This is a genomic window from Devosia faecipullorum (genome assembly GCF_015158295.1).
GTDB lineage: Bacteria > Pseudomonadota > Alphaproteobacteria > Rhizobiales > Devosiaceae > Devosia > Devosia faecipullorum.
In genome coordinates this window covers 62,972-89,007 of record NZ_JACDXV010000001.1, presented here as the reverse complement: position 1 = coordinate 89,007, position 26,036 = coordinate 62,972, and the positions used below count along the sequence as shown (strand labels likewise).

Annotated in this window: 24 protein-coding genes, 1 tRNA gene and 1 pseudogene; 13 read left to right on the top strand and 13 right to left on the bottom strand. The window is 62.1% G+C overall.

What is annotated here, in order from left to right; all coding sequences use genetic code 11:
• Positions 1-2: 2 nt before the first annotated feature.
• Complete coding sequence (locus H0482_RS00445) at positions 3-401, top strand: DUF983 domain-containing protein (protein ID WP_193728075.1); 399 nt, start codon at positions 3-5, stop codon at positions 399-401.
• Positions 402-588: 187 nt separating this feature from the next.
• Here the strand turns inward: H0482_RS00445 and H0482_RS00440 are convergent, their stop codons facing one another.
• Positions 589-825, bottom strand: a complete 237-nt coding sequence (locus H0482_RS00440; protein ID WP_193728074.1) for a hypothetical protein — start codon at positions 823-825, stop codon at positions 589-591.
• 4 nt (positions 826-829) lie between these two features.
• Entirely contained in the window at positions 830-1,006 is a 177-nt protein-coding gene (locus H0482_RS00435; protein ID WP_193728073.1) for a hypothetical protein, read from the bottom strand.
• A 117-nt stretch (positions 1,007-1,123) separates the two neighbouring features.
• Here H0482_RS00435 and rpmG point away from each other — a divergent pair, with 117 nt between their 5' ends.
• A complete protein-coding gene (gene rpmG, locus H0482_RS00430; protein WP_046104197.1) occupies positions 1,124-1,291 on the top strand; it encodes a 50S ribosomal protein L33 in 168 nt (55 codons plus the stop codon).
• Positions 1,292-1,789: 498 nt separating this feature from the next.
• Here the strand turns inward: rpmG and H0482_RS00425 are convergent, their stop codons facing one another.
• Positions 1,790-3,160 (bottom strand): PleD family two-component system response regulator, encoded by a 1,371-nt coding sequence (locus H0482_RS00425; protein WP_193728072.1) that lies wholly within the window; start codon positions 3,158-3,160, stop codon positions 1,790-1,792.
• A 91-nt stretch (positions 3,161-3,251) separates the two neighbouring features.
• Entirely contained in the window at positions 3,252-3,623 is a 372-nt protein-coding gene (locus H0482_RS00420; protein ID WP_193728071.1) for a response regulator, read from the bottom strand.
• Between the two features lie 89 nt (positions 3,624-3,712).
• On the opposite strand from H0482_RS00420, the gene H0482_RS00415 reads away from it, so the two are divergent.
• From H0482_RS00415 to H0482_RS00390, 6 genes are all read left to right on the top strand, one after another.
• Complete coding sequence (locus H0482_RS00415; protein WP_193728070.1) at positions 3,713-4,003, top strand: DUF3572 family protein; 291 nt, start codon at positions 3,713-3,715, stop codon at positions 4,001-4,003.
• On the top strand, positions 4,004-5,332 hold the full coding sequence (locus tag H0482_RS00410; protein ID WP_193728069.1) for a DNA polymerase IV: 1,329 nt from the start codon (positions 4,004-4,006) through the stop codon (positions 5,330-5,332).
• On the top strand, positions 5,329-5,787 hold the full coding sequence (locus H0482_RS00405; protein ID WP_193728068.1) for a RidA family protein: 459 nt from the start codon (positions 5,329-5,331) through the stop codon (positions 5,785-5,787). The genes H0482_RS00410 and H0482_RS00405 overlap by 4 nt, the downstream gene beginning before the upstream one ends.
• A 66-nt stretch (positions 5,788-5,853) precedes the next feature.
• A complete protein-coding gene (locus tag H0482_RS00400; RefSeq protein WP_407925669.1) occupies positions 5,854-7,029 on the top strand; it encodes a GNAT family N-acetyltransferase in 1,176 nt (391 codons plus the stop codon).
• A gap of 151 nt (positions 7,030-7,180) precedes the next feature.
• On the top strand, positions 7,181-7,597 hold the full coding sequence (locus tag H0482_RS00395) for an HIT family protein (protein WP_193728067.1): 417 nt from the start codon (positions 7,181-7,183) through the stop codon (positions 7,595-7,597).
• 21 nt (positions 7,598-7,618) lie between these two features.
• On the top strand, positions 7,619-8,260 hold the full coding sequence (locus H0482_RS00390) for a YoaK family protein (protein ID WP_193728066.1): 642 nt from the start codon (positions 7,619-7,621) through the stop codon (positions 8,258-8,260).
• An 18-nt stretch (positions 8,261-8,278) separates the two neighbouring features.
• Here the strand turns inward: H0482_RS00390 and H0482_RS00385 are convergent, their stop codons facing one another.
• The 3 genes from H0482_RS00385 to clpS all read right to left on the bottom strand — a co-directional run bounded on the left by H0482_RS00385 (position 8,279) and on the right by clpS (position 11,945).
• A complete protein-coding gene (locus H0482_RS00385) occupies positions 8,279-8,770 on the bottom strand; it encodes a GNAT family N-acetyltransferase (protein WP_193728065.1) in 492 nt (163 codons plus the stop codon).
• Positions 8,771-9,188: 418 nt separating this feature from the next.
• The gene (clpA, locus tag H0482_RS00380) at positions 9,189-11,525 is read right to left on the bottom strand and encodes an ATP-dependent Clp protease ATP-binding subunit ClpA (RefSeq protein ID WP_193728064.1); all 2,337 of its coding nucleotides are present in this window, start codon (positions 11,523-11,525) and stop codon (positions 9,189-9,191) included.
• A 9-nt stretch (positions 11,526-11,534) separates the two neighbouring features.
• A complete protein-coding gene (gene clpS / locus H0482_RS00375) occupies positions 11,535-11,945 on the bottom strand; it encodes an ATP-dependent Clp protease adapter ClpS (RefSeq protein WP_193728063.1) in 411 nt (136 codons plus the stop codon).
• Positions 11,946-12,287: 342 nt separating this feature from the next.
• Here clpS and H0482_RS00370 point away from each other — a divergent pair, with 342 nt between their 5' ends.
• Together H0482_RS00370 and H0482_RS00365 are read left to right on the top strand one after the other, a co-directional pair.
• The gene (locus H0482_RS00370) at positions 12,288-13,865 is read left to right on the top strand and encodes a serine hydrolase (protein WP_193728062.1); all 1,578 of its coding nucleotides are present in this window, start codon (positions 12,288-12,290) and stop codon (positions 13,863-13,865) included.
• Positions 13,866-13,989: 124 nt separating this feature from the next.
• Positions 13,990-14,259 (top strand): hypothetical protein, encoded by a 270-nt coding sequence (locus tag H0482_RS00365; protein ID WP_193728061.1) that lies wholly within the window; start codon positions 13,990-13,992, stop codon positions 14,257-14,259.
• Positions 14,260-14,273: 14 nt separating this feature from the next.
• On the opposite strand, the gene H0482_RS00360 is transcribed toward H0482_RS00365, so the two are convergent.
• Positions 14,274-15,632, bottom strand: a complete 1,359-nt coding sequence (locus tag H0482_RS00360; RefSeq protein WP_193728060.1) for an MATE family efflux transporter — start codon at positions 15,630-15,632, stop codon at positions 14,274-14,276.
• 284 nt (positions 15,633-15,916) lie between these two features.
• On the opposite strand from H0482_RS00360, the gene H0482_RS00355 reads away from it, so the two are divergent.
• The gene (locus tag H0482_RS00355; RefSeq protein ID WP_193728059.1) at positions 15,917-16,642 is read left to right on the top strand and encodes an AzlC family ABC transporter permease; all 726 of its coding nucleotides are present in this window, start codon (positions 15,917-15,919) and stop codon (positions 16,640-16,642) included.
• Complete coding sequence (locus H0482_RS00350; protein ID WP_193728058.1) at positions 16,626-16,934, top strand: AzlD family protein; 309 nt, start codon at positions 16,626-16,628, stop codon at positions 16,932-16,934. The genes H0482_RS00355 and H0482_RS00350 overlap by 17 nt, the downstream gene beginning before the upstream one ends.
• A 25-nt stretch (positions 16,935-16,959) precedes the next feature.
• Here H0482_RS00350 and H0482_RS00345 read toward each other — a convergent pair.
• The 3 genes from H0482_RS00345 to H0482_RS00335 all read right to left on the bottom strand — a co-directional run bounded on the left by H0482_RS00345 (position 16,960) and on the right by H0482_RS00335 (position 20,899).
• A tRNA-Leu gene (locus H0482_RS00345) sits at positions 16,960-17,043 on the bottom strand.
• 87 nt (positions 17,044-17,130) lie between these two features.
• Positions 17,131-19,608: a penicillin-binding protein 1A gene (locus tag H0482_RS00340; RefSeq protein WP_193728057.1), complete on the bottom strand. Its 2,478-nt coding sequence runs from the start codon at positions 19,606-19,608 to the stop codon at positions 17,131-17,133.
• A 79-nt stretch (positions 19,609-19,687) separates the two neighbouring features.
• Positions 19,688-20,899, bottom strand: coding sequence for an N-acetylmuramoyl-L-alanine amidase (locus H0482_RS00335; protein ID WP_193728056.1), 1,212 nt, complete (start codon positions 20,897-20,899; stop codon positions 19,688-19,690).
• A gap of 604 nt (positions 20,900-21,503) precedes the next feature.
• Here H0482_RS00335 and H0482_RS00330 point away from each other — a divergent pair.
• Positions 21,504-24,167 carry an Rne/Rng family ribonuclease gene (locus H0482_RS00330; RefSeq protein ID WP_193728055.1) on the top strand — a complete coding sequence of 888 codons (2,664 nt, stop codon included), beginning with the start codon at positions 21,504-21,506 and terminating at the stop codon, positions 24,165-24,167.
• A gap of 110 nt (positions 24,168-24,277) precedes the next feature.
• Here the strand turns inward: H0482_RS00330 and H0482_RS00325 are convergent.
• Together H0482_RS00325 and H0482_RS00320 are read right to left on the bottom strand one after the other, a co-directional pair.
• Positions 24,278-24,782 (bottom strand): annotated as a pseudogene (locus tag H0482_RS00325) (GNAT family N-acetyltransferase).
• Between the two features lie 5 nt (positions 24,783-24,787).
• Positions 24,788-25,942 carry a pyridoxal phosphate-dependent aminotransferase gene (locus H0482_RS00320; RefSeq protein WP_193728054.1) on the bottom strand — a complete coding sequence of 385 codons (1,155 nt, stop codon included), beginning with the start codon at positions 25,940-25,942 and terminating at the stop codon, positions 24,788-24,790.
• Positions 25,943-26,036: the final 94 nt, after the last annotated feature.

Here is a 26,036-nt window from a genome sequence, read left to right as displayed (position 1 = left end):
TGATGAACGACCAGGCCAAGACGCTCGACGATCGCAATCTGGGTCGCGCCATGGCGCGCGGCGCGCTGTGCCGCTGCCCGCATTGCGGCCAGGGCAAGATATTCCGCGCCTATCTCAAGATTGCCGACGAGTGCAATGTGTGCGGCGAAGAACTCGGCCATCATCGCGCCGACGACTTCCCGCCCTATATCGCCATCACCATTGTCGGACACATCATCATCTTCCTGATGCTGCATATGGACATGGCCTACCAGGTCCAGCCGATCACCTATATCTACACCATGATTCCCTTGGCCATCGTCATGCCACTGGCCATTTTGCCCCCGATCAAGGGCGCCATTGTCGGCCTGCAATGGGCCAATCGCATGTATGGCTTCGGGCCGTCGCGCAGCGCGGATTGATCCGGTGGATCAATCCAAGGCCCGAAGGCCCGGAGAGCTATGCTCGCAGGGCGGGCAAAGGTCGCGCAGCGCGGATTGATCCCGCCCCCCTGATCGTCACCCTCGGGCCTGACCCGAGGTTCTTGCTGCCCTTCCCCTCGCATCGACCCCGACGGTGCCGGATGCAAGAGGCCGAGCCCTTCCCGACCTATTCATACCGGCTTCCGGCCTTCGCCTTGACCAGCGCCTTGGGCCGGAAGCGCAGCGCCGACCATTCATTGTCGACCGCCACCTGCCGCACCGGCCGCCAGCCCTGCTCGGCCAGCGGCTCCCAGCCGACATCGCGATTCAGCCCCGCTGCCTTGGCGTCCGGTCCTTTGCGATAGCCGACCCAGAGCAGCCCGTCAGGGGGCATGGAGGCCAGGATGCGCGGGGCCAGCGCCACGACTTCAGCCGGCGAGTGAAAAAAAGGCGAGAACGCCGTCACAGGCATCCGTCTCGCTCACCGGCTCCACCTCGGCCCCGGCAGTGACTTCCTCGGCTATGGCTGGCGGAATATTGATCAGCCAGAGCCGGCTGCCCGCCTTGATCTGAAATTTACGCAGCAATTCGGTCGGTGTACTCATCAATGCCTCCTTGCCGCCATGCTATCGGCTTGACAACGGGCTGCAAATCCGTAGGTTGCGCCCAAATTCCGGCGCTGCCCCGTTTGCGGCGCCTTTCGCTTTGTGAAGGACACGAATATGGCCAAGGCCGCCACCATCAAGATCAAGCTCGTCTCGACGGCCGATACCGGCTTTTTCTACGTGACCAAGAAGAACGCCCGCACCCAGACTGAAAAGCTGGCTTTCAAGAAGTACGATCCGGTCGTTCGCAAGCACGTCGAATTCAAGGAAGCCAAGATCAAGTAATCCTGGCCTTCCAGTATAAGATAAACAAAACCCCGCAAGCGATTGCGGGGTTTTGTTTTGTGCGCCCATTTCTAGAACGTGAACGACACGCCGTCCCCTCCTACCCGTCATTGCCCGGCCTGTCGGGGCAATCCATCTCCCCGCACACTGGGCGCGGATGATGGCAAACATGTTTAGGGGAAAGAGTGGCTGGTCCGGAGCGGCATGTCGAAGAGGCCACTCTGTCCGCGTCCGGACCAACCGCCCTACGGGAACTCAGGAGTTGCGGCGGACCTGAGACATGACCGTAGGGAACGCTCGACCTATTGGGAAATATCCCAAGGCCGTTACGAGAAACCTACGCCCAAGCCCGCGAAACGCCAAGCATTTCCGGGCGTCGCGTCGCGACAAGTCTTTATTAATTATAACGGCTAACCCTAATGCGTCGCATTTAGTTCATTGCGGCTATACGGGCAAGAACGGGTCAGTTCCGGGGGACGGCGAGCCGGCTCGTTCCGCTCATGCCGCGTCGAAGATGACGCGATTGCGGCCTTCCCGCTTGGCCCGATAAAGCGCCACGTCGGCGCGCTTGACCATGCTTTCGGGGGTGTCGGCCGGACCGTCATTGAGCGACACGCCAACCGAGACCGTGACGGACAATGGCCGCGCCGTCCCGACATCGAAGCTCTTTTCGCAAATCGATTGTCGCACGCGCTCGGCCACAGCATCAGCCTGGGCGAAATCGGTATCGGGCATCAGCACCACGAATTCCTCGCCGCCGAAGCGACAGGCCAGATCAACGCCACGGATATTGCGGCGCAGCCGCGCTGAAAATTCGCGCAGCACCGCATCGCCAATATCGTGGCCATGACTATCGTTGACTGCCTTGAAGTGATCGATGTCGAGGATCATCAGCGCCAGGTCGCGCTCCTGCTCCTGCGCTTTTGAGAGCATGACATGAAGGTGGCGCTCGAAATAGCGCCGGTTATAGAGCCCGGTCAGTTCGTCGGTGACTGCCATGGCCATGGTATTGTTGACGCTCTGGCGCAGTTCCTGTCCGTAACGATAGCGCCGGATCTGGGTGCGCACCCGCGCCATCAATTCGTTGCGCTCCACAGGACGGTGGATGAAATCATTGATGCCGAGGTCGAGCGCTCGCACCACGCGCGGCTTGTCCGCCGGATCGGCCATCAGGATGATCGGCAGGTTGCGCGTATGCTCGACAGTGCGGACCTGCGAACAGACCCGTAGCGGATCGAAATCATCGAGGCTCATGCTGACCAGCGCCAGCTCGTAATTGGCGCCGCTCACCTGAAACACCGCGTCGGCGGGCTGGGTGAGAATATCCACCTGATGCTCGGGCGAAAGGTAATTTCTGATGCGCTCGGCATGGCGGGCATCGGTATCGATGATCAGGACCGATCCGCTGCTGGCCGAAATCGAATCCATGGCCCGCAATGCATCTTCGATGGCGATCTGCTGGCCGGTCATGGCGCGGGCGCGCAATTCGTCGGTCAGCGATTTCAGCCGCACAAGGCTCTTCACGCGGGCCATGAGCTGGACGTCGTCCACCGGCTTGGTGAGAAAATCGTCGGCCCCGGCATCGAGTCCCTGCACCCGGTCCGAAGGCTGATCGAGCGCCGTGACCATCAGCACGGGAATATGGTGGGTGCGAGGATCGGCCTTGAGCCGGCGACAGACTTCGAAACCGTCCATATCGGGCATCATCACGTCGAGAAGGACGATATCGACATCCTGGCTCTGGCAGATGGCCAGCGCCTCGGGACCGGAACTGGCCGTCAGCACTTCATAATATTCGGCGGTCAGGCGCGCTTCGAGCAAACGAACATTGGTCGGAATGTCATCAACGATCAGAACGCGCGCAGTCATGTCTACTTTCCCGGAAAAACGCACCGGCCCGCCGGTCTGTCATACCGGCATCGAACCCGCCTCAAACCCCTCGCGTCATCCGCCGGATTGTTCAGGCCGGCCCAATGTAATGCGCAATGGTTTCCAGAAAGTGAGACACCGAGATCGGCTTGGATATGTACCCCTCGCAGCCGCCCTGCAAAATGCGCTCCTCGTCGCCCTTCATGGCGAAGGCGGTGACGGCGATCACGGGAATATGCGCAAGTTGCTCGTCATCCTTGAGCCATTTGGTGACCACCAGGCCTGAAACTTCGGGCAATTGGATATCCATCAGGATCAGGTCGGGCATATGGGCGCGGGCCAGATCCAGCGCTTCCATGCCGTTGCGGGTCTGGATCACCGAATATCCGCGCGATTCCAGCAGATCGTTGAAGAGCTTCATGTTCAGCTCATTATCTTCGACGATCATGACAGTCTTGGGCATGTTCCCTCGCTTTGCGCCGGTTGCGCGGTGTACATTCCTTCGCTTTTCCGGCCACTTCGGCTAGCATCGAAACCGTTACAAAACACCAAATGAGTCTTACCGTGCCCGTTTCCGACCGTGCCGCGCCGGACCTGTCCGCCCTTGCCGATTCCTGCCTCGGCTATCTGGCGGAAAACCCGGAAGAGCTTCTGGCCTTCATGCAGCATGCCGGGCTCGATCCGCAGAGCCTGCGCGCCTCGATCGGCAGTGTGCGCCTGCAACACGGCCTCATCGACTATTTTGCCTCAAACGAAGCGATTCTGCTCGCCCTGTGCGCCAATGGCAATTTTTCGCCGGAATCCTTCATGCGCGTCTGGCACAGGATCAACCGGGTGGAGTGAATGGGCGCAGACTGGCTTTGCCGCGATTGCCTGATCATGGGGTCCACCGCGACCGTGCCGGGCCGCTGCCCGTCCTGCGGGTCGCCGCGCCTGCGCAGTCATGCCGAGCTGTTCGCGCTCTCCATCGCCCATGTCGATTGCGACGCCTTCTATGCCTCGGTGGAAAAGCGCGACGATCCCAGTCTCAACGACAAGCCGCTGATCATCGGCGGGGGCGTGCGCGGGGTGGTTTCCACCTGCTGCTACATTGCGCGCCAGTCCGGCGTGCGTTCGGCCATGCCGATGTTCAAGGCGCGGGAATTGTGCCCCGATGCGGTGATCATCAAGCCGAACATGGCCAAATATGTCGAGGTCAGCCGCCAGATCCGCCGGCACATGGACGAGCTGACCCCGCTGGTCGAGCCCATTTCCATCGACGAAGCCTTTCTCGATCTCACCGGCACCGAGAAGGTCCACAAGGCCCCCCCTGCCCTGGCTTTGGCCCGCTTCGCCCGCCGGATTGCCGAAGATATCGGCGTCACCATTTCGGTGGGGCTCAGCCACAACAAGTTCCTCGCCAAGGTCGCCTCCGATCTCGACAAGCCGCGCGGCTTCGCCGTCATCGGGGCAGCCGAAACCCTCGATTTCCTCGCGCCCAAGCCGATCAGCCTCATTTTCGGGGTCGGCAAGGTGTTTTCCGAAACGCTGAAAAAGGACGGCTATCACACGATCGGCCAGCTCCAGCAGGAAGACCCGACGCGGCTGATCAGGCTCTACGGCGAATCGGGGGCGCGGCTCGCCCGGCTGGCGCGGGGGCAGGACAGTCGCCGCGTGTCCGTGGATGGGGAGATGAAGACCATTTCCTCAGAAACCACCTTCAACCGCGACCATGCCAGCCTGGATGAATTGTCCACCGAGTTGCTGAAATGCTGCGAACGCCTGTCCGAACGGCTCAAGGCCAAGAATGTGGTGGGCGACACGGTGACGCTGAAGCTCAAGACGACTGGATTTAAGTTGCGTACGCGCGCCCGACACCTGATGATGCCGACGCAGCTTGCCAATGTCCTCTACGAGACCGGCATGAGCCTGTTGCAGCGCGAGGTCGATGGCACGCCGTTCCGGCTGATCGGCATCGGCGTTTCGGGCATTGAGGCGGCGGACGGGTCCGATCCGGTGGACCTGCTGGAGCCTCTGGTGGCGCGCAAGGCTGCGGCGGAGCGCGCCATGGACCGGGTTCGCACCCGTTTCGGACGCACTGCGCTGGTGCGTGGCAAGCTCTACACATCCCGGCCCGATGCGGCGCCGGTTTCCGAAGAAGAAGCAGAAGACCTCGAAGGCAAGACAAGATGACCGATCCGATCGAAAAGCTCCGCGAATTTGGCTATGATCTGCCCGCCGCCAAGGCGCCGGTGGCCAGCTATGTGCCCGTTACCCGTTCGGGCAATCTCATCTATGTCTCCGGGCAGATTTCCAGCGACGAGAACGGCGTGGTGCAGGGCCGGCTGGGCGACAACATGAATGTGGTCCAGGGCGGCAACGCGGCCGAACTCTGCGCCGTCAACATCATGGCGCAGGTCGTGCACATAGCCGGCGTGCCGCTGCATGAGATCAAGCAGATACTCAAGCTCACCGTGCTGGTCGCTTCGGCCTCCGATTTCACCGAGCAGCACCTGGTCGCCAATGGCGCTTCGAATCTGTTCGTGGGCGTGCTCGGCGACAAGGGCAAGCATGCCCGCGCCGCCTTCGGCGTCGTGGCGCTGCCGCTCGGCGCCGCTGTCGAGATCGACGCGGTGATCGAGGTCTGAGGCCAGGTTGATCCGGGGACATCGCGCCCCCATATCGGCCCTGTTCATCCTCAAGGCTCCCTGACAGTGCCCGAAAACGGCTATAAGGCGATTATCCATCCCAGCACCGCGTCCATATCGGCCGCGGTCTGGAACACTCTCGTGCCCTCAACGGATGGGCGCGCCGAAAATCCCTTTCTCGATCACGCCTTTTTCCGCGCATTGGAGGAATCGGGCTGTGCAGGGCCGGAAACCGGCTGGCAGCCGCAACACATCCTGCTCACGGATGAGGCCGACACGCCCATCGGCCTCATGCCGCTGTTTCTCAAATCCCATTCCATGGGCGAATATGTCTTCGACCATGGCTGGGCCAATGCGCTGGAACGCGCCGGCGGCCATTATTACCCCAAATTGCAGGGCTCGGTGCCCTTCACTCCGGCCACCGCGCCCAAGCTGCTCGTGCCCTCCGGCGCGCTCGAGGCCGAGGCGGCGCTGTTGCAAACGGCCCAGCAATTGGCCGGAAGGCTCGACGCCTCATCGGTGCATCTGACCTTCCTGCCTGAACGGGAAGCCGAGCTTGCGGGCTCGCTGGGCTGGCTGCAGCGCAAGGACACCCAGTTTCACTGGCACAATCGGGGCTATGCCAGTTTCGAGGATTTTCTCGACACCCTGTCCTCCCGCAAGCGCAAGACCATCCGCCGCGAGCGCCGCGACGCGCTGGCCGGCGGCGTCGAGGTCCGCTGGCTGACCGGAGCGGAGATCGAGGAAAAGCACTGGGATGCGTTTTTCGATTTCTACGAGGATACCGGCGCGCGCAAATGGGGCCGCCCCTATCTCAACCGCGCCTTCTTTTCCCTGCTCGGCCAATATATGGCACAAAGTGTCGTGCTGATGCTCGCCTATGACGGCGGCGAGCCCATCGCCGGCGCCATCAATTTCCGTGGGCGCGACAGGCTCTATGGCCGCAATTGGGGCGCCTTGCGCGACGTGCCGTTCCTGCATTTCGAGGTCTGTTATTACCAGGCCATCGACTATGCCATCGAACACCGGCTCGCCGTGGTGGAAGCCGGCGCGCAGGGTGAGCACAAGCTGGCGCGCGGCTATGAGCCCGTTACCACCCATTCGGCCCATTGGATCGCCCATCCGGGCCTGCGCCATGCGGTGGCCGATTATCTGGACGACGAGCGCCCGGCGGTGGAACGCGAACAGGCCATGCTCGAAAATTTCACCCCGTTCCGCAAAGGCGAGCGGCAGGAGCGGTAGGCGCCCGAGGTAGCAGGCCCCAGACGCATGCCCTCCCCTTTCGTCACCACCGGGCTTGCCCTGGCAATGACCGAGGATGGCGGCATTGAGGCTTCCTCTGCGCACCACCCGGCCCTAACATTGGACAATCCCGAGTCCCCCGGAGAACCCGATGACCTACGATTCCACCAATATCTTCGCGAAAATCCTCAAGGGCGAATTGCCCTGCCATAAGGTCCATGAGGACGAGATCGCCCTGGTGATGATGGATATTTTCCCGCAATCGAAAGGTCACACGCTGATCATTCCCAAGGCGGCGTCCCGTAACCTGCTCGATGCCGATCCTACGGCGCTGGCTGCCGTGATGCCGCTGGTGCAGCGCGTTGCCAGGGCGGCCAAGGCCGCTACCGGCGCCGATGGCATCCGCCTCGCGCAGTTCAACGAGGCGCCAGCGGGCCAGACGGTGTTCCACCTCCATTTCCACATCATTCCCATTTATGAGGGCGTCGCGCTGGGCGCACATGGCGGCGGCAAGGCCGATGATGGGGAATTGGCCGCCCTGGCCAAAGACATTGCAGCCCGGCTCTAGGCAGACCGAGACCCTCCGCTCATGACCCCGGCTCGTCACCTGTTTCTGGGCATGGCCCTCACCGGCGCGGCCGGTTTCGTCGATGTCATCGGCTTCATCGAATTGGGCGGCTTTTTCATCTCGTTCATGAGCGGCAATACCACCCATGGCGGCGCGGCGCTGATCGCCGGGTCATGGCCGGTTTTCGGGTTCACCATGTCGCTGATCGCCCTCTTCTTCGTCGGCAGTGTGCTCGGCACGCTGCTGGCCCATTCCAATTTCCGCTGGGGCCCGGCGGCGGTCAGCGGCGGCGTGACGCTTGGGGTCGCCTCCACCCTCGCCCTAGCGCTGGCCGGCATACCGCCCGGTCAATCCATGCTGGTTCTGGCGGCGAGCGCCGGCGCGCAGAATGCGATCCTGCCTATGCGCGGTGCGGTCCGTCTCGGCGCCACCTTTGTCACCGGCACGCTTTACGTCGCCGGGCAGGATCTCGCCATGGCCATGAAGGGCAAGGCGCCGCGCTGGCGCTGGCTGCAACATCTGGCCGTCTGGTTTGGCCTGCTGCTCGGCGCTATCCTTGGCGCCTGGCTCTATAGACTGGCGAGCATTGGCGCGCTGGCGCTGCCCATGACCGTCTATGCCGCTTTCACGGCCGGCCATCTATGGGCAGCGCGGCTGGTTTGAGTCTTCGAACAGTCGGTGTCAGGCCGCGAGACTCTTTTGCAGCACGACGAGGGTCATGTCGCCGTCATAGGACGTCGCATCGTAACCCCGCTCCCGCTCGATCTGGATGGCGGATTTGTTGGCGCGGTTCTCGATGCTCATCAGGCGCTTGATGCCCCGGGCGCGGGCGTAGGCCTCCACGTGCCGGAGCAATTCCCAGCCAATTCCGAGATTCTTGTGATCGCCCCGGACGGAAATGGCCACTTCGCCATTTTCGAACGCCGGATCACAGGCCAGCATGGCCGCGCCCAATATCACAGTCCCGGTTTCATCGAAGGCCACGAAACTTTCGGTCTGTTCGTGGTCGATGGCCGTCATGGCGGCGACATGTTCCAGTCCAACGCGGACGACGCTGAGGAACCGAAACCGCCGATCTTCTGCCGTCACCTCGTCAAAGAATTTCGCCAGCGCGGATTCGTCCCCAATCCGAACCGGCCTTACGCGCAGAACCAAGCCCGTATGCGTGATCAATCGAGTATCCAAGTCGGCCATATCCTGTGCCTGCCTTTCCTGTGCTTCCTCCTTGGCCGGCACTCTAGGGCAAGTCGGCAATGCCGACCTTGACCTGCGTCAAGGAAGGATCACCCTAGTTCGTTTCACGGATTGGTGGACGCGGCGGTTTGGGCTGCTCCCTTCTCCCCTCGAGGGGAGAAGGTGCCCCGAAGGGGCGGATGAGGGGTTCAGCCTCTCGGTTCCTGCCGATGGGCCTTCACCCCTCACCCCATCCCTCTCCCCTGAGGGGCGAGGGGGCGAAAGAGCCGAGGGAGAAACCTAAACGTGAAACGATCTAGGCATCGCGCCATGCCGCCGCACCAATCAGCCCGGCGCGGAACCAAAGCAAAAGGCCGGGATCGCTCCCGGCCTTTTTTCGACCCCGGATCTGGTCCGGTCAGCTCTTTTCAGCCGTTGCCTTGGGCTTTTTCGGCTTGGGCAGGGCCTTGGGCTTGGCCGGGCGCGGCGGCGTTGCCACCAGTTCAAGCTTCGCCTCGCTGCCTTCGCCGATCACCGCCACGGTGACATTGCCGCCATTGACCAATTCGCCGAACAGAACCTGATCGGCCAGCGGCTTCTTGACGTGTTCCTGGATCACGCGGCCCAGCGGACGCGCGCCCATGCGCTCGTCATAGCCGTGCTCGGCAAGCCAGTCGGCGGCCTCGGGGGTGAGGTTGATGGTGACGCCCCGTTCAGCAAGCTGGCCTTCAAGCTGAAGCACGAACTTCTCCACCACCCGGCGCACCACTTCGCGCGGCAGCGGCGCGAAGGAAATGATCGCATCGAGCCGATTGCGGAATTCGGGGCTGAAGGTGCGGTTGATCGCCTCTTCGTCGTCGCCCTTCTCGCGCTTGCGGCCAAAGCCGATAGGCGAACGGGCCAGTTCGGACGCACCCACATTGGAGGTCATGATCAGGATGACATTGCGGAAATCGACCGCCTTGCCGTTGTGATCGGTCAGCTTGCCATGGTCCATCACCTGCAACAGCACGTTGTAGAGATCGGGATGGGCCTTTTCGATTTCGTCCAGCAGCACCACGCAATGGGGATGCTGATCGACGCCATCAGTAAGCAGACCGCCCTGGTCGAACCCGACATAGCCCGGAGGCGCGCCGATCAGGCGGCTGATCGTGTGGCGTTCCATATATTCGGACATGTCGAAGCGCAGCAATTCCACGCCCAGACTATCGGCAAGCTGCTTGGCGACCTCGGTCTTGCCCACGCCGGTCGGCCCGGTGAACAGGTAGGAGCCGATCGGCTTTTCCGGCTCGCGCAGGCCGGCGCGGGCCAGCTTGATGGCGGAGGAAAGCGCGGTGATCGCGTCGTCCTGCCCGAACACCACATTGCGCAGGCTCTGTTCGAGACCGGAGAGCAATTCGGCGTCGGACTTGCTGACCGATTTGGGCGGAATGCGCGCAATCGAGGCGATGGTGATCTCGATATCCTCGACATCGATCAGCTTCTTGCGCTGATCTTCGGGCACCAGCATCTGGCTGGCGCCGGTCTCGTCGATCACATCGATGGCCTTGTCCGGCAGCTTGCGGTCGGTGATATAGCGCGCGCTCAGCTCAACGGCGGCCTTGAGGGCGTCGTCGGTATATTTCAGCTTGTGGAAGTCCTCGAAATAGGGCCGCAATCCCTTCACGATCTCGATGGCGTCCGGCACGCTGGGCTCGTTGACGTCGATCTTCTGGAAACGGCGGACCAGGGCCCGGTCCTTCTCAAAGAACTGACGATATTCCTTATAGGTGGTCGAACCGATGCAGCGGATCGCCCCGCTGGCCAGAGCCGGCTTGAGCAGGTTGGATGCATCCAGCGCGCCGCCCGAGGTTGCCCCGGCGCCGATCATGGTATGGATTTCGTCGATGAAGAGCACCGCATCGGGCATCTTCTCGAGTTCCTTCATCACTGCCTTGAGCCGCTCCTCGAAATCGCCGCGATAGCGGGTTCCGGCCAAGAGCGAGCCCATGTCCAGGGAATAGATGACAGCGTCCTTGAGCACTTCTGGAACGTCGCCCTCGACAATTTTGCGGGCCAGGCCTTCGGCGATGGCGGTCTTGCCGACGCCGGCATCGCCCACATAGAGCGGATTATTCTTGGAGCGGCGGCACAGAACCTGAATGGTGCGGCGCAGTTCCACATCGCGGCCGATCAGCGGATCGACCTTGCCGGCCCTGGCCTTGTCATTGAGATTGACGCAGAAATCGGCAAGGGCCGAGGATTTCTTGCTCTCTCCGCCTTCGGTGGTGCCTTCCCCGTCCTCGGCGCCGCGCACCTTGCGCTCCTCGCTCGGGCCGGACTTGGTGATGCCGTGGGAAATGAAATTGACCGCGTCGAGCCGGCTCATGTCCTGCTGCTCGAGGAAATAGGCGGCATGGCTCTCGCGCTCGGCAAAGATGGCGACCAGCACATTGGCGCCCGTCACCTCTTCCCGGCCGGAGGATTGCACATGGATCACGGCGCGCTGGATTACCCGCTGGAAAGCGGCAGTGGGGCGCGCATCCTGGCCGTTCTGGACGACGAGGCTGTCCAGTTCTTCATTGATGAAATCTTCGAGATCGCTTTTCAGCGCGTCGATATCGACATCGCAGCCGGTCAGCACGGCGATCGTCTCGCGGTCGTCGGTCAGCGCCAGCAAGAGGTGTTCGAGCGTGGCGAATTCGTGGTTGCGCTCACGCGCCAGGTTCATCGCCTGATGCAGGGCCTTTTCGAGTCCGCGCGAAAATGAGGGCATATGATGTTCCTACTGTTTTTCCATCACGCATTGCAGCGGATGCTGGTTCTTGCGTGCCGTATCCATCACGCGGGTCACCTTGGTCTCGGCGACCTCGTATGGATATACGCCGCACTCACCCACCCCCTTCTGGTGAACATGCAGCATGATCTGCATCGCGTCTTCGCGTGACTTGTTGAAGACGTCCTGCAAGACCAGAACGACGAATTCCATCGGCGTGTAGTCGTCGTTGAGCAGCAGCACCCGATACAGGTTCGGACGCTTGGTTTTGGGACGCGTCTTGGTCACCGTCCCGGTTTCGAAATTGGCATCGTCGCCATTCTTGCGGCCGCCGTCATCGTCCTTCGGACCGGCCGTGTCAGGGAATGGCGCGGCCTGGTTCACAATCCTCAAGATCGATGGCGATGGAGTGGAAGTCATGGTCATTTCAAAAGCCGCATGGAAAAACGAAGCAGCAAGGCTGGCCCCATTATGTAGGCAAAATCCCGCCGGTGTTAAGGGCCATCGCGTCTCGAAAGTGTGACCGCCCCTGAACCCGCCGCTGATACGGAGTTTTCACCTTGGCCAGGCGCCAGATGGTAGCAGTCTGTTACCCAAAAGCGTCCTCGCGCGACAAAATGATTGCATTTTACGGAATGGTAACGGCGTGCGCCCTATTCTGCGAAAAGGATGATGATCAGGGCGTGAGGGCTCCCCTGAAAATCACCGCGTCAAACGAGTTGCGTACGGGCAGAATGCCCGATTTAGTAATTGGAGTACCGGGTGATTTTCTCGGCGAAGACCCCTTGGCACGCTGCGTTTCTGCGTGCGACCGCTGCCTTCCTCATGGCGCTGGCCCTCGGCATTTCCGCCGCCGCGCCGGCGCAGGCCATTGAAAATCTGCGCAAATATGCCGGCATCGTCGTCGATGCGAAATCCGGCAAAATTCTTTACGAAGATCAAGCAGATTCAAAGCGTTACCCGGCCTCCGTCGCCAAGGTGATGACGCTTTACGTGCTGTTTCAGGAATTGCAGGCCGGCAATCTCAGCCTCACGACCAAGATGACGGTTTCCAGTCACGCCGCTGCCGCCGTGCCCACCAAGCTGGGTCTGCGCGCGGGTTCGACCATTTCGGTAGAAGATGCTATCAAGGCATTGGTAACGCTGTCGGCGAACGATATTGCCCGCGTCATCGCCGAGCATATTTCCGGCACGGAAAGCAAGTTCGCCGAGCGCATGACCGCCACGGCCCGCGCCATGGGCATGCGCAACACCACCTACCGCAATGCTTCGGGTCTTCCCGATGGCGGCCAGGTGACCACGGTGCGCGACCAGGCCATCCTCGGCATCGCCATCTATCAGCATTTCTCTCAATATTACAATTACTTCCAGACAACGGCCTTCAAATTTGGCGGCAAGACCTACGGCAATCACAACCGGGTTCTGGGCTATATGGGCGCCGTCGATGGCATCAAGACCGGCTATATCAACGCCGCCGGCTCCAACCTGCTGACCGCCGCCCGCAAGGACAATCGTCACATCGTCATCGTCGCCTTCGGCTTCAACTCGGCCGCCGCCCGCGATGAAAAAGTCCGCCAGCTCGTATCTTCCTATCTGACCAAGGGCCGCCAGGGCGACTACCTGCAAACTGCCATGGTTCCCCTGCCCGGTCGGCAGGGCAATACCCAGTTTGCGCTGGCGCAGCCGCGCAAGCCGACGCTCTCAATGCCTACGCCGATGCCGGAATTCCGCCTGGCTCAGCTCGTTGCCGGCAATGGCGCCCAGCCGCAGCAACAGCAGGTTGCGGTGGCGGCAGCGGCAAGCGCGCCGGTCATGCCGACGCCCGTGCCCACCGATCTGGGGCTGGCCCCTGCCGTGCAGGCCGCCAATGTGCTGGCCGCGCCGACCCAGGCCCTGCCGATCAATCCGAACCAGGATGTCATCGGCGCTTGGCTCAGCGAAACCTATAATCTGGGTGCACCGCCCGCCGCCCTTGGCTCCACTGCCCCCTCGGCGCCGCTGTTGCCGCCCGCCGAAGTCAATAGCCAGGCTGGTGGCCAGCCTGTCGATCTGATGCATTCGGGTTCCGTGACCCAGACCGCCGAGGCACCTGCCGCCGGTGCCTGGATCGTGCAGATCGGCGCCGGTCCTTCCGAGGACAGCGCCCGTGCCATGTTGTCCGACGCAGCCGGAAAGGTCGGCTCGCTGGGTGATTTCCGGTCCTACGTCGAGCGCTTCGAAAAGAACGGCCAGACCTTCTATCGCGCCCGTTTTGTTGGGTTCGGCGACCGCAACGCGGCCACGGCGATGTGCGATCGCCTCAAGGACCAGAACCTCGCCTGCCTGGCCATGCAGGGATGATCAAGCTTATCCCGGCACGGCGGATCAACCGCCGGCCGGAATGTACTGGGAAAGCCGGCCCGGTAAGGCCAATGGCGATCCTGCGGGGAAGCAGCGATTTGGCGCTTGTGTATGGAGTAGCCCAATGAGTGAGCGTAGCGCTCTTGTCGAACTGGCCGGTTTCATCGGCCGCTCCCCCCTCGCCTCTCCAGATCCGACAGTACGCAACAAGGCCCTTTCGGGCATGACGGAGCGCATGCTGCCGCGTCAGCGCCGCTCTGTCGGCGACCTTCTGGCGGTAGTCATGACGCTTTCCGCCCGCACGCGCCGGATGGCGCAGGAACCGACCCAGGTCGAGATCGATGTCTTTGCGCCGGGCGGCAAACGCGCCGTCCGGCTAACGCTTGGCGAATAGGTTGACGGTGGCGCTCAAACGAGCGCCACGATCTCTTTCCGCTTCCACACGAAACGATACCAGGCCGCCTGCATGAGCATCATGCCGGTGAAGCTGGCTGCATAGGCCACCCAGATTCCGGACAGGCCCAAGCTGGTCTGGCTCAGCCAGATGGCGCCGGGCAATTCGATCAGCAGGATGGCTGCAAGAGCCATCAGCATCGGAGCATAGACCATGCCGCTGGCGCGCATCATGCCCGAGAACACCACGCCCCAACCAAAGGGCAGGATAGCCCACAGCACGATATGGAGCAGGTTTTCGGTGAGACCGACCACTTCAGCATCGGTGATGAACAGCCCGACGAGATGCTGGCTGAACAGATAGGCCAGCACGATCAGCGTTCCCGTGATGAAGAGATTGAGGATCAGCGCGGTGCGGGTGATTTCGGACAGCTGCTCCTGACGGCGCGCGCCGATGGCCTGAGCGCCAAAGATCGAGGTGGCGATACCGATCGACATGGCGGGGAACTGCACATAGTTCAGCACCTGATTGAGCGCGCCATAGGCCGCTGTGGCATTGGAGCCGAAGCGGTTGACGAGGCCGACCACGACGATACCGGCGACAGAAGCCACGACCATTTGCAGACCGGCCGGAATGCCTAGCCGGAGAACCAGGCCCAGCAATTTGAAATCGGGCTTGAGCGCGCGAAGCATGGCCGCGTCGGGTGCCAGCGGCATGTTGCGGATGCGCATATAGAAGAACAGGAAGACGAGCACGACGACGAAGCCGGCGATAAAGGCCCAGGCCGCCGCGTTCACGCCCAGCTGAGGCAGACCCCACCATCCCTGAATGAGCGCCGGCGTCAACGTCACGCTCACCACCATCGACAGAATCAGTGAGAAGAGCGGCGTCACCGTATCGCCGACGCCGCGAAGAATTGAAGTCACCACGAGGAAGATGAAGAACCCGGGCATGCCGATGAACATGATGCGCCCATATTCCACCGCCATGTGGCGGATATTTTCCGGCGCACCCAATATTCCCATGATGTCTTCAATCCAGATACCGCCGATCATGGCCACGACGAGGCCGAGAACAAAGGCGGTGCTGATCGAGGTGCCGGCAACTGCCTTGACCCGCTCGGTATTGCGGGCGCCCCACGCCTGACCGATCAGCGTCGTCGAGCCGGAGGACAAGCCGATGATGAAACTGATGAGGAAGAACATGATCGGGAAGAAGGTCGCCAGCGCCGCCAGCGCCTCGACGCCGATCATCTGACCGATAAAGATCGAATTGAAGGTTCCCGACAGAGCCTGCAGGATATTCGAGGCCATGAGGGGTATGAGAAACAGGCTGAACCGCTGCCAAAGAGGCCGGGTTGAATCGGGATTCATAAGAACGCTCCAGAGAAAATTGCAAAATGTGCGTCACGGCGGGAGTCCCCGGAACCGGTATCGGCTGAGCAAAGTTCAGACCGCCGGAGGGACCAATTCACACCTGCAATAAGGTGTCGGCTGGACGGGCACTGGAGGCTTGCAATGACGGGCATTGTCTACGCCGGTGCCGATGACGCGTCAATCGGGCCGGAACATCCCTTCCCTGCGACCAGCGCATGCGATGGGCAATATCACCACTTGTCATCGCCCGTAGCCGCCGACACGTGCTAGAGAGCAGCGCCATGTCTCAAGCCGTTCCCTTCGATTCTCCTGCCGATCAATTCTTTGCCGGCGCACGCGCCTGCCTGCCGGTCGCCATTTCCGTGGCCGCCTATGGTCTGGTCTGGGGCGTTCTGGCGCGCGGAACTGGACTAAGCCTGCTCGAAGTGCTGATGATGAGCGGATTGGTCTTTGCCGGAGCAGCCCAGTTCGTCGCGCTTGATCTATGGACAACCAATCCGGCCAGCCTGCCGATCGGACCGCTGGTCCTGGCCGCGTTCATCGTCAATCTGCGCTATCTGCTGCTCACCGCGACGCTGCGCCCGCTTTACTCGGAGGGGCAGCTGGGGCGTGGGGCGCTCAGCATGTATCTGGTGACCGACGAGAATTGGGCCATGACAGTTGCCGCCATGGCGCGGGGCGGTGGCAGCGCCGCATTTCTGATGGGCGGCGGCGTGCTTGCCTGGGTTTCTTGGATGAGCACCAATCTTATCGGCTACGGACTGGGATCGACAATCGACGACCCCACGCGCTGGGGCCTGGATTTCGCCTTCACCGCCACTTTCCTGGCGCTGCTGCTCGGCATGTGGAAAGGCAAGGGCGATCTCGTGCCCTGGCTCGTCGCCGGGCTTGCCGCCATCGTCACGGCCCAGCACATCGAGGGCAATTGGCATATCCTGGTCGGCGGCATTGTTGGCAGCCTCGCCGGCGCAATCGTGGAGATGCGCAAGCATGCACACGTCTCCTGAAGCCTTTCTCGCCATTCTCGGCATGGCGATCGCCACCATGGCCATCAAGGCAAGCGGCCTGCTGCTGGCCGACCGCCTCCCCCGCGACGGCTTTGCCGCAGCCTGGCTCCGGCATATTCCGGGGGCGGTGCTCGCAGCCCTCGTCGCGCCAGCTTTAGTCACCCGCAGCATGGCCGAAGTGATCGCCGCGGCAGCAACCGGGCTCGTTTTCGTGTTCTCACGCAACCTGTTCGCCGCCATGGCCAGCGGCGTGCTGACCGTCTATCTGATGCGGCTGTGGCTCGGCGCCTAGGTCGAATACTGACAATGTCTGGAAATGGTGCCCCCCGCCGGACTCGAACCGGCACGCCTCGCAGCGGAGGATTTTGAGTCCTCTGCGTCTACCATTCCGCCAGAGGGGCAATTGCCCGGTTCCTATCTCACAAGCCGGTTCGACGCAACTGGCTTAGAACCGTGCCCACACAAAATCGAGCAGCGTCGGAAACGGCCTATTGCCAGCGGCCATTGCCAAGCGCGGGATCGAGAAAAGTGCCATTGCCGCCGGGCTGCGTCGTGGTGATGCTGGAGCCATATTGCTGCTGCATCAGCTGATCGCGCTGATAGGCATCGTAGGCGGCAATATCCACGCCGATCACCGACGTCATCAGGTTTGGTCCGGTTCCCGGCTTGAAGGCTTCGCGAATGCCGGACTGGCCCTCGAAAACCTTGACACCGCTGTCGGGATTGATCCAGGCCGTGGTCATGCCGCTCGGAGTGTTAAACGGCGTTGCCGGCTTACCCTGCAGGGCCTTGGCCATGAAATTGGTGAAGATCGGCACAGCCATGCCCCCACCGGTCGAGGCGGAACCCATGGAGCGGGGCTGGTCGTAGCCGACATAGACGCCAACGGCCAATTCCGGCGTGAAACCGACGAACCAGGCATCCTTGTAGTCGTTGGTCGTGCCGGTCTTTCCGGCCACCGGACGATTGAGTGCCCTTGCTGCGGTGCCGGTGCCGCGCTGCACCACGCCTTCCATCATCGAGGTGATCTGATAGGCGGTCATCGGGTCCAGCACCTGCGGACGATTGTCGAGGATGCGAGGCTCACCCTGTCCGTGCCAATCGGTCGCCTGGCACCCCTCGCAGACGCGCTCGTCGTGGCGGTAGACGGTCTTGCCGTAACGATCCTGTATCCGGTCGATCAGCGTAGGCACGATCTTTCGCCCGCCATTGGCGATGGTGGCATAGGCCGCGGTCATGCGCATGGCCGTGGTCTCGCCGGCCCCGAGCGACATGGCCAGCACCGGCTGCATATCGTCATAAATGCCGAACAGACGGGCATAATCGGCAATCAGCGGCATGCCGATGTCGCGCGCCAGCCGCACGGTCATGACGTTGCGGCTGCGTTCGATACCGCGCCGCAGAGTTTGCGGCCCATAAAATTCCTGGGCATAGTTTTCGGGCCGCCAGACAGAACCATCCCCCATCCGCACTTCGATCGGGGCGTCCAGCACCACCGAGGCCGGCGTATAGCCATTGTCCAAAGCCGCCGCATAGACGATGGGCTTGAAGGAGGAGCCGGGCTGGCGGAGCGCCTGCGTCGCGCGATTGAACTCGCTTTCGGCGAAGGAAAATCCCCCAACCATGGCGAGAACGCGGCCGGTGCGGGGGTCCATGGCCACCAGCGCACCTTCCACCTCCGGCACCTGTTCGAGCGTATAAATGCCGTCCTTGCCCGCCACGGGCGAAACATAGACGACGTCACCCACATTGAGGATGTCCTGTACCGGCCGCGACACCCATTTGATTTCCGGGCCGGACAAGATGCCTTCGATTCGCTCGGCAGATATGGCGCCGTCGGTGTCATTGTCGGGCCGCAGACCTATCCGCGCCTGATTGCCACCGGCCTCCAGTACCACGGCCAGTTGCCATTCAGGCACATCGCTCAGCGGCTTGATGGCGGCTACGGAGCCGCCCCAATCCTCGCCCAGTTCCACACTGGCCACGGGGCCGCGGAAGCCGCGCGTATGATCGTATTGGATCAGGCCATCCATCAGCGCACGGCGGGCATATTCCTGCAGGCGCGGCTCCAGCGTGGTGCGCACGGAAAGCCCACCGCCATAAAGCTGATCCTCGCCATAGAGCCGCGCCAGCGCCCGGCGCACATCCTCAGTGAAATATTCGGCCGAATAGACCTGGCTACCGGCGGCGCGGGGAATGACGTTGAGGGGTTCCTGCTTTGCCGCAGCCGCCGTTTCGTAGTCGACGTAACCATTCTCGACCATGCGGTCGATGACCCAATTGCGGCGCTCGATGGCCTGCTGCGGCCTGCGGAACGGATGATAATTATTCGGCCCCTTGGGCAGAGCGGCAATATAGGCCGCTTCGGGCAATGTGAGCTGATAGAGCGCCTTGTCGAAATAGTTCAGCGCCGCCGCCGCTACCCCGTAGGAATTGAGGCCAAGGAAAATTTCGTTGAGGTAGAGCTCGAGGATCTTGTCCTTGGAGAAGGTGGATTCGATCCGCAGCGCCAGAACGGCCTCCTGGATCTTGCGGTCCCAGGTCTGCTCGGAAGTCAGCAGGAAATTCTTGGCCACCTGCTGGGTGATCGATGAGCCCCCGCCCTGGATGGAATTGTTGCCGTCCATGCGCGCCAGAACGTTGTCGCGCAACGCCCGGATGATGCCATCGATGGCGATGCCGTTATGGGCGTAGAAGTCCTTGTCCTCCGCCGACAGGAAGGCTTCCAGCACCAGCGGCGGGACGGTTTCGACCGGTTGGAACAGCCGGCGCTCACGCGCATATTCGGCGAGCAAGGTGCCGTCGGCAGCGTGGACGCGCGTAGTTACCGGCGGCTGGTAGTCCTGCAGGATCGTATAATCGGGCAATTGGGCGGTGACGGTAGCGACATAGACGGCGGCCACGCCGACCCCTGCCAACGCCACGAACATGCCGAACCCGAAAAGCCAGCCGAGCAGACGAAACATCAATAACTCCGCGCCGCGTCGCCGGCGAACCGGGCGTGATCATAGCAGAATGAGGGGCCGGAGGTGATCACATTGCCCGTCATGGCTCCTCCTGCAAGCTGTCGAAATAGGTGGAAATCCCGCGCGCGATGGCTTCGGCGGTGCGGTCCCGCCAATCCGACTGGGTCAGGTTGGCGATGTCGCCGGCATTTGACAGGAAGCCCAGTTCGAGCAACACCGAGGGGACATCAGGCGCCTGTAAGACGAAGAAATCGGCCTGGCGCACCGGAAAGCGCCGCAATGTCACGCTCGGCTCCAACTGATGCACGATGGCCTGCGCTGCCGTGAAGGACTGCATCCGCATTTCCCGCCGCATCAGGTCGAGCAGGATGTCCACCACTTCCGGCCCCATTTGCGGCATGGTGAAACCCGCGATCACGTCTGATCTGTTCTCGGTATCGGCCAGCACCTTATCGAGCACGTCGGTGGCGTTCTCGTCGCGCGTATAGACACTGGCGCCACGGATTTCCGGCTGCTGAAAACTGTCGGCGTGGATGGACAATAGCAAATCCGCCTTGTTGGCCCGCGCCAGCGCGACGCGCTCCTCGAGCCGCAGATAGGTGTCGGTCTCGCGGGTCAGGGCGACGTCGAACCGTCCCGACTCGACCAGCAATTCCTGAAGCCGCAGAGAAAAGGCCAGTACGAGATCTTTTTCCCTTATGCCGTTGGCAGTTTCGGCGCCGCTGTCGATGCCACCATGGCCCGGATCGATGACAACCAGCGGGCGCGTGGCGATGGGCAATTCAGACCCGCCCGCCGGCGTGGGTGAAACGGTCCCTGAGGTCGAGCGGTCGCGTTCGACATTGGACGCGAATTCTTCCGCCGTTGCCGGAATGATATCGACAACCAGTCGCGCGGGCTGTCCTTCGAACGGGTCCAGCACATAGGCCTGCTGCACCTGTGCCGGGGACGAGAGCGTCAGCGTGGTGCGGACCCGGTCAAAGGCCGCCTGCTCGATGGCATAGGCGGAAATCATGCCCTCGCCCGCCGGAACGCCCTCCGCTTCGGGGATCGAAAAGGTTCCGGCGCGCACGTCGATGGCCAGCCTGTCGGGACTATCGAGCGACACGAAGGAAAATTCGGTGCGCGTCGCTAGGTCGATCACCAGCCGCGCCCGCTCCGGCGTGGCGGTGATCCGGGCATCGATCACATTGGGCAGCGGCGGCAGGCCGGCATTGTCCTGCGCGGGTGCCATGCCAGGGAATGCCAGGGCCAGCACGAGCAGCAATGGGGTCAGAATGTGTCTGGTCAAAACGCGACCGGCTCCTGCATTTTATCGACCTCAAAAACGGCGCACCGGCGGCGATTCTTCGGCAACACGCAGCCTTATGCGATGATTTGCGTTCATGGCAAAGAAATGACCGCTCAAATCCGCGTTCCCCAAAGCCTTTTGACTTTCCTGTTGCCATTCCGGCGCAACTTTCTTACACGCTAGAGGTGAAGGCGCGTGTGTTTCGCGGTCATTTTCGGAGCAATATCCAGCGCTCCCTGTGGCGGCAAACAGATTGGACCGACGGCAGAAAGCCATTTCGGTCCCGGTTGGAAGTTGCGGTTTCCACGCCCCTACTGAAGAATTTCGGCTCTCCCGGGCCGGACGGCCGCTGGTCCCCAAATTGCCAGCGGTCCAATAGGAAGAGGTCAAATGGCCTGCAGGCGAACAAAACGCGACGCGATCGAAATTGCCGATTGCCGTTTTGCATCGCCCACAATGCCGGCCCTGGCCATCAATATAAAGGCGCAGAACGTGAGAGGTTCGCGCTCATCAACACTCAACCCATTCGCCCCGCAATGCGCCACACCCAGGATGCCGCCTATTCGGCGTCCTCTTGTCGGCGCGCGGGTGCGCGGAGCTTATTATGGCGACCAAGAGAATGCTGGTGGATGGTATCCACCCGGAAGAAACACGGATTGTCGTTACTGCCGGTAACCGGCTTGAGGAATTCGACTTCGAATCGGCGACCCGCCGCCAGTTGCGGGGCAATATCTACCTCGCAAAGGTAACGCGCGTTGAGCCGTCACTACAGGCGGCATTCGTCGAATATGGCGGCAATCGCCACGGCTTCCTCGCCTTCAGCGAAATCCATCCTGATTACTATCAGATCCCCGTTGCCGATCGCGAGGCGCTGCTGCGCGACGAAGAGCACGACGACGACAGCCACGACGAGAGCGAAGAGAGCATCTCGGTTCCAGAAAATGCGCTCGAGGCGGATGCCGAAGCCGATCCGCAGGAGCCGGGTGACGCCAGCCATATCGAACAGGCCCCGGCAAATAGCGGGCCGGTGGAATCCATCGGTGGCGCCGATGCGCTGGAGGAAGTGCCGGAGCGCCGCCGCTCCAGCCAGCAGCGCCGGCACCAGTACAAGATTCAGGAAGTCATCAAGCGCCGCCAGGTCATGCTGGTGCAGGTGGTCAAGGAAGAGCGCGGCAACAAAGGCGCGGCACTGACCACCTATCTGTCGCTGGCCGGTCGCTATTCCGTGCTGATGCCCAATACCGCCCGCGGCGGCGGCATTTCGCGCAAGATCACCAATGCCGCCGACCGCAAGCGTTTGAAGGAAATCACTGCCGATCTCGAAGTGCCGCAGGGCATGGGCGTGATCCTGCGCACGGCCGGCGCTTCCCGCACCAAGGCGGAAGTGAAGCGCGATTTCGAATATCTGATGCGCCTGTGGGAAAGCGTGCGTACGCTGACGCTGCAGAGCCAGGCGCCCTGTCTCGTTTACGAAGAAGGCTCGCTGATCAAGCGCACGATCCGCGATCTCTACAACAAGGACATCGATGAAGTTCTCGTGGCCGGCGATAGTGCCTATCGCGAGGCCAAGGACTTCATGAAGATGATCATGCCGTCCCATTCCAAGAACGTGAAGCCCTATGTCGAGGAGCAGCCGCTCTTTTCGAAATACGGTGTCGAGAACCAGCTCGACCAGATGTTCTCGCCGACAGTCACCCTGCCCTCCGGCGGCTATATCGTCATCAATCCGACCGAGGCGCTCGTCTCCATCGACGTGAACTCGGGCCGCTCCACCAAGGAGCACAATATCGAGGACACCGCACTCCAGACCAATCTGGAAGCGGCGGACGAAGTGGCGCGCCAGCTTCGGCTGCGCGATCTGGCCGGCCTCATTGTCATCGACTTCATCGATATGATGGAAAACCGCTCCAACCGGGCGGTCGAGCGCAAGCTCAAGGATTGCCTCAAGGACGATCGCGCCCGCATCCAGGTGGGCCGCATTTCCCATTTCGGCCTCATGGAAATGAGCCGCCAGCGCATCCGCTTCGGCGTTGTTGAAAGCTCGACCCACAAGTGCCCGATCTGCGATGGCACCGGTCTGGTTCGCTCCACCGAGAGCCTGGCTTTGATGATCATGCGCCACATCGAAGATCATGTTCTGCGCAAGCAGAGCCAGTCGATCAATGTCCGCGTGCCGGTCGAGGTCGCGCTCTATATCCTGAATTTCAAGCGCGAAACGCTGACGCAGCTCGAAATCCGCAATCATTTGTCGATCACCATCACGGCGGACGGCAAGCTGACAGGGCACCAATTCGCCATCGAAAAGGGCGAGGCACGCGTGTCCTCCTATGCCGACCAGCGTAGCGCCGCCCATGTGCGCGTTGACAGCGCGGTTATCGAGGATGCCGACGAAGACGAGGCCGCGATCGAAGAGACAGAGGCCGCCGAAGAATCCGACGTCCATGCCGAAAATGGCGAGGGCGAAGGCAATGGCCGCCGCCGCCGCCGTCGCCGCCGTCGCGGGGGCCGCAATGGTGATCAGGCTGCGCCGCAGGCAAGCGACGCCGTGGCTGGTTCTGAAGACGGCGAAGACGAGGAAGACGGCGAGGAGAACGCTGCCGCTCGCCAAGCCGTCGAGGGTGGCGAGGACAGCGATGGCGAGCAGCGCCGTCGTCGTCGTCGCGGTCGCCGAGGTGGTCGCCGCAACCGTCGCGAGAATGGCGACGGTGAGGGCAATGGTGAGGGCAATAGCGAGGCCGCTGTCGAGGCGCCCGCTGAAGCCATTGTCGAACATGTCGAGCTTGAGCCCGCTGTGGTCAAGGAGGCAATAGCCGCCGAGCCCATCGCCGAAGAAAAGCCCAAGCGCAAGCCTCGTGCCCGCAAGAAGGTAGCGGAGACGGAAGAGTCCGCACCGGCAGAGACCACGCCGGTAGAAGCCCTGCCCGATGTGCCGTTCGAGCCGGCCGCTGAGGAAAAGCCCAAGCGCAAGCCTCGCGCCCGCAAGCCCAAGACAGAGGTCGAGGCGGAAGCCGTGGCAGCCGTTGCGGAGCCGGCGGTGCAGGAAGCCGCACCGGCAGAAACGGTCGCAGTCGAAGAGCCTGTCGCCGAGCCGAAGCCTGCGCGGACCCGCCGGACGAAAAAGGAACTGCCGCCCGAGGGGGTCGTGGTAACGTCCAGTTCGGCCGCCAAGGAGGCTGCGCCTGCGTCGGAACAGGGCGAAGCGCCTGCCGCAGCGGAACCGGAAAAGAAGAAGGTCGGCTGGTGGCAGCGCCGCCTCGGCCTCGGCTAGAAACAATAAGGGCGGCTCTCGGGCCGCCCTTTTCGCTTCTCGTACCGATGTGGAAGGCCCCCGGGATCAGGCCGAGTCCGGTTAGTGGCTGGAACAAATAACTGCGGCACTCACCTTAACGGAGAATACCGGAACACCACATCGCCTTCGTCCTGCACAGGTGCAGTGTCGTCCTGCCCCCCCATCCAGCCGCGCCGAAACAGCCATCGATTTGTGGTTCGCTGGATCAAAATAGCTCACCAGGGTCTTGAGTTTCAGCGTCTCGAAGGCCCAATCGCGGAGCGCCGAGCCCACCTCGCTGGCATAGCCCCTGCCCTCGAATCCGTCATACGGCATCCAGCCCAGCTCCTTTTCGGGAAAGAGCGGTCCATGATTGATACCGACCTGCCCGATGCAGGTTCCGGTGCCTTTGAGATCGATCATGAGCGCGCCGTGGCCATAGAGCGGCCACATGGCAACGTCGCTGCTGAACATGCCCCAGGCTATGCGCTGATCGAAGGGCCCGCCCATGAATGTCGCGCGAGGCGAGGCCATGAACGCCTCGTATTGCGGGAAATCCCCGATATGGGGAGCGCGCAGAATGAGCCGCTCGGTGATCAGCGTTGGGATGGTCATGCCATTCAGCCGCCAGCCCGAACGAATTTTTGCATCCGCTCCAGCGCTTCCTCAACGCTAGCCCGGGTTCCTGCATAGCTGAAGCGCACGAAGCCGGCGCCGTCCTTGCGGTCAAAATCGAGTCCCGGCGTCGCGGCGACACCGGCCTGTTCGAGCATGGTTTCGCAAAATTGCAGGCAATCGTTGGCAAAGCGGCTGATGCCCGCATAGGCGTAAAAGGCCCCCTCGCCGGCAAAGGGCAGGTCAAAACCGATGTCCCGCAAACCTTCTGCCAAGATTTTCCGGTTCACCGCATAGCCGGCCTTCTGTTCCTCGGCATATTCGCGCTCGCCCAGGGCGACCGTCGCGCCGATCTGGCTCAAGGTCGGGGCCGAGATGAACAGGTTCTGCTGCAAAATCTCGGCGCGGCGCACCAGATCTTCCGGCACTACCATCCAGCCGATGCGCCAGCCGGTCATGCAGTAATATTTCGAAAAGCTGTTGATGACGATGGCGTCGCGCGTCAATTCGAGCGCGCTGACCGAGGGGCCGCGATAGTCGAGACCATGATAGATTTCATCGGAGATCAGCCTGATGTTCAGGCGAGCGCAGGTGGAAATGATGTCCGCGAGACCGGCACGATCCATCGCGGTCCCGGTGGGGTTGGCGGGGCTGGCGAAAAGCAGCCCGTCGAATGGCTTCTTCGCGTGGGCGGCGGCGATGTCAGCGCCGGTAAGACGCCAGCCATCGGCGGCGCCGACCGGAACTTCGACCAGGCCAAAGCCGAGGCCCAGCAAGGTGTTCACATAGGCCGGATAACCGGGCCGGGTCACGGCGATCCGCGCGCCGGGCCGGAAGGCGGCGTGGAAGGCCAGGATGAAGCCGGCCGATGAGCCCATGGTCGCAAGGATCAGGTCGGGATCGACCTCAACTGCATGCTGGGTCGCGTAATAGCGGGACAAGCCCTCGCGCAACTCGGTGAGGCCCTTGGCATTGGTATAACCTTGCGGCTCGGGCAGCGCCCTGGCGACCGCTTCGATGACGCGCGGTGCGGGCGGCTGGCCGGGCTCACCCAGCTCCAGATGACAGATGGACCGCCCCTGTGTCTCCATCTCCTTGGAGCGCTTGAGGATATCCATGGCTAAAAACGGCATCAGGCCGTTGGCGGCATTGTCGGTCATGTCGGCTCCAAGTCTGTCCCTCGGACTAACCCTAAGCGGGTGCGCCCTCAACAACAATTGATGCCGACGCAAACCCGCCATACACAAGCGGCTG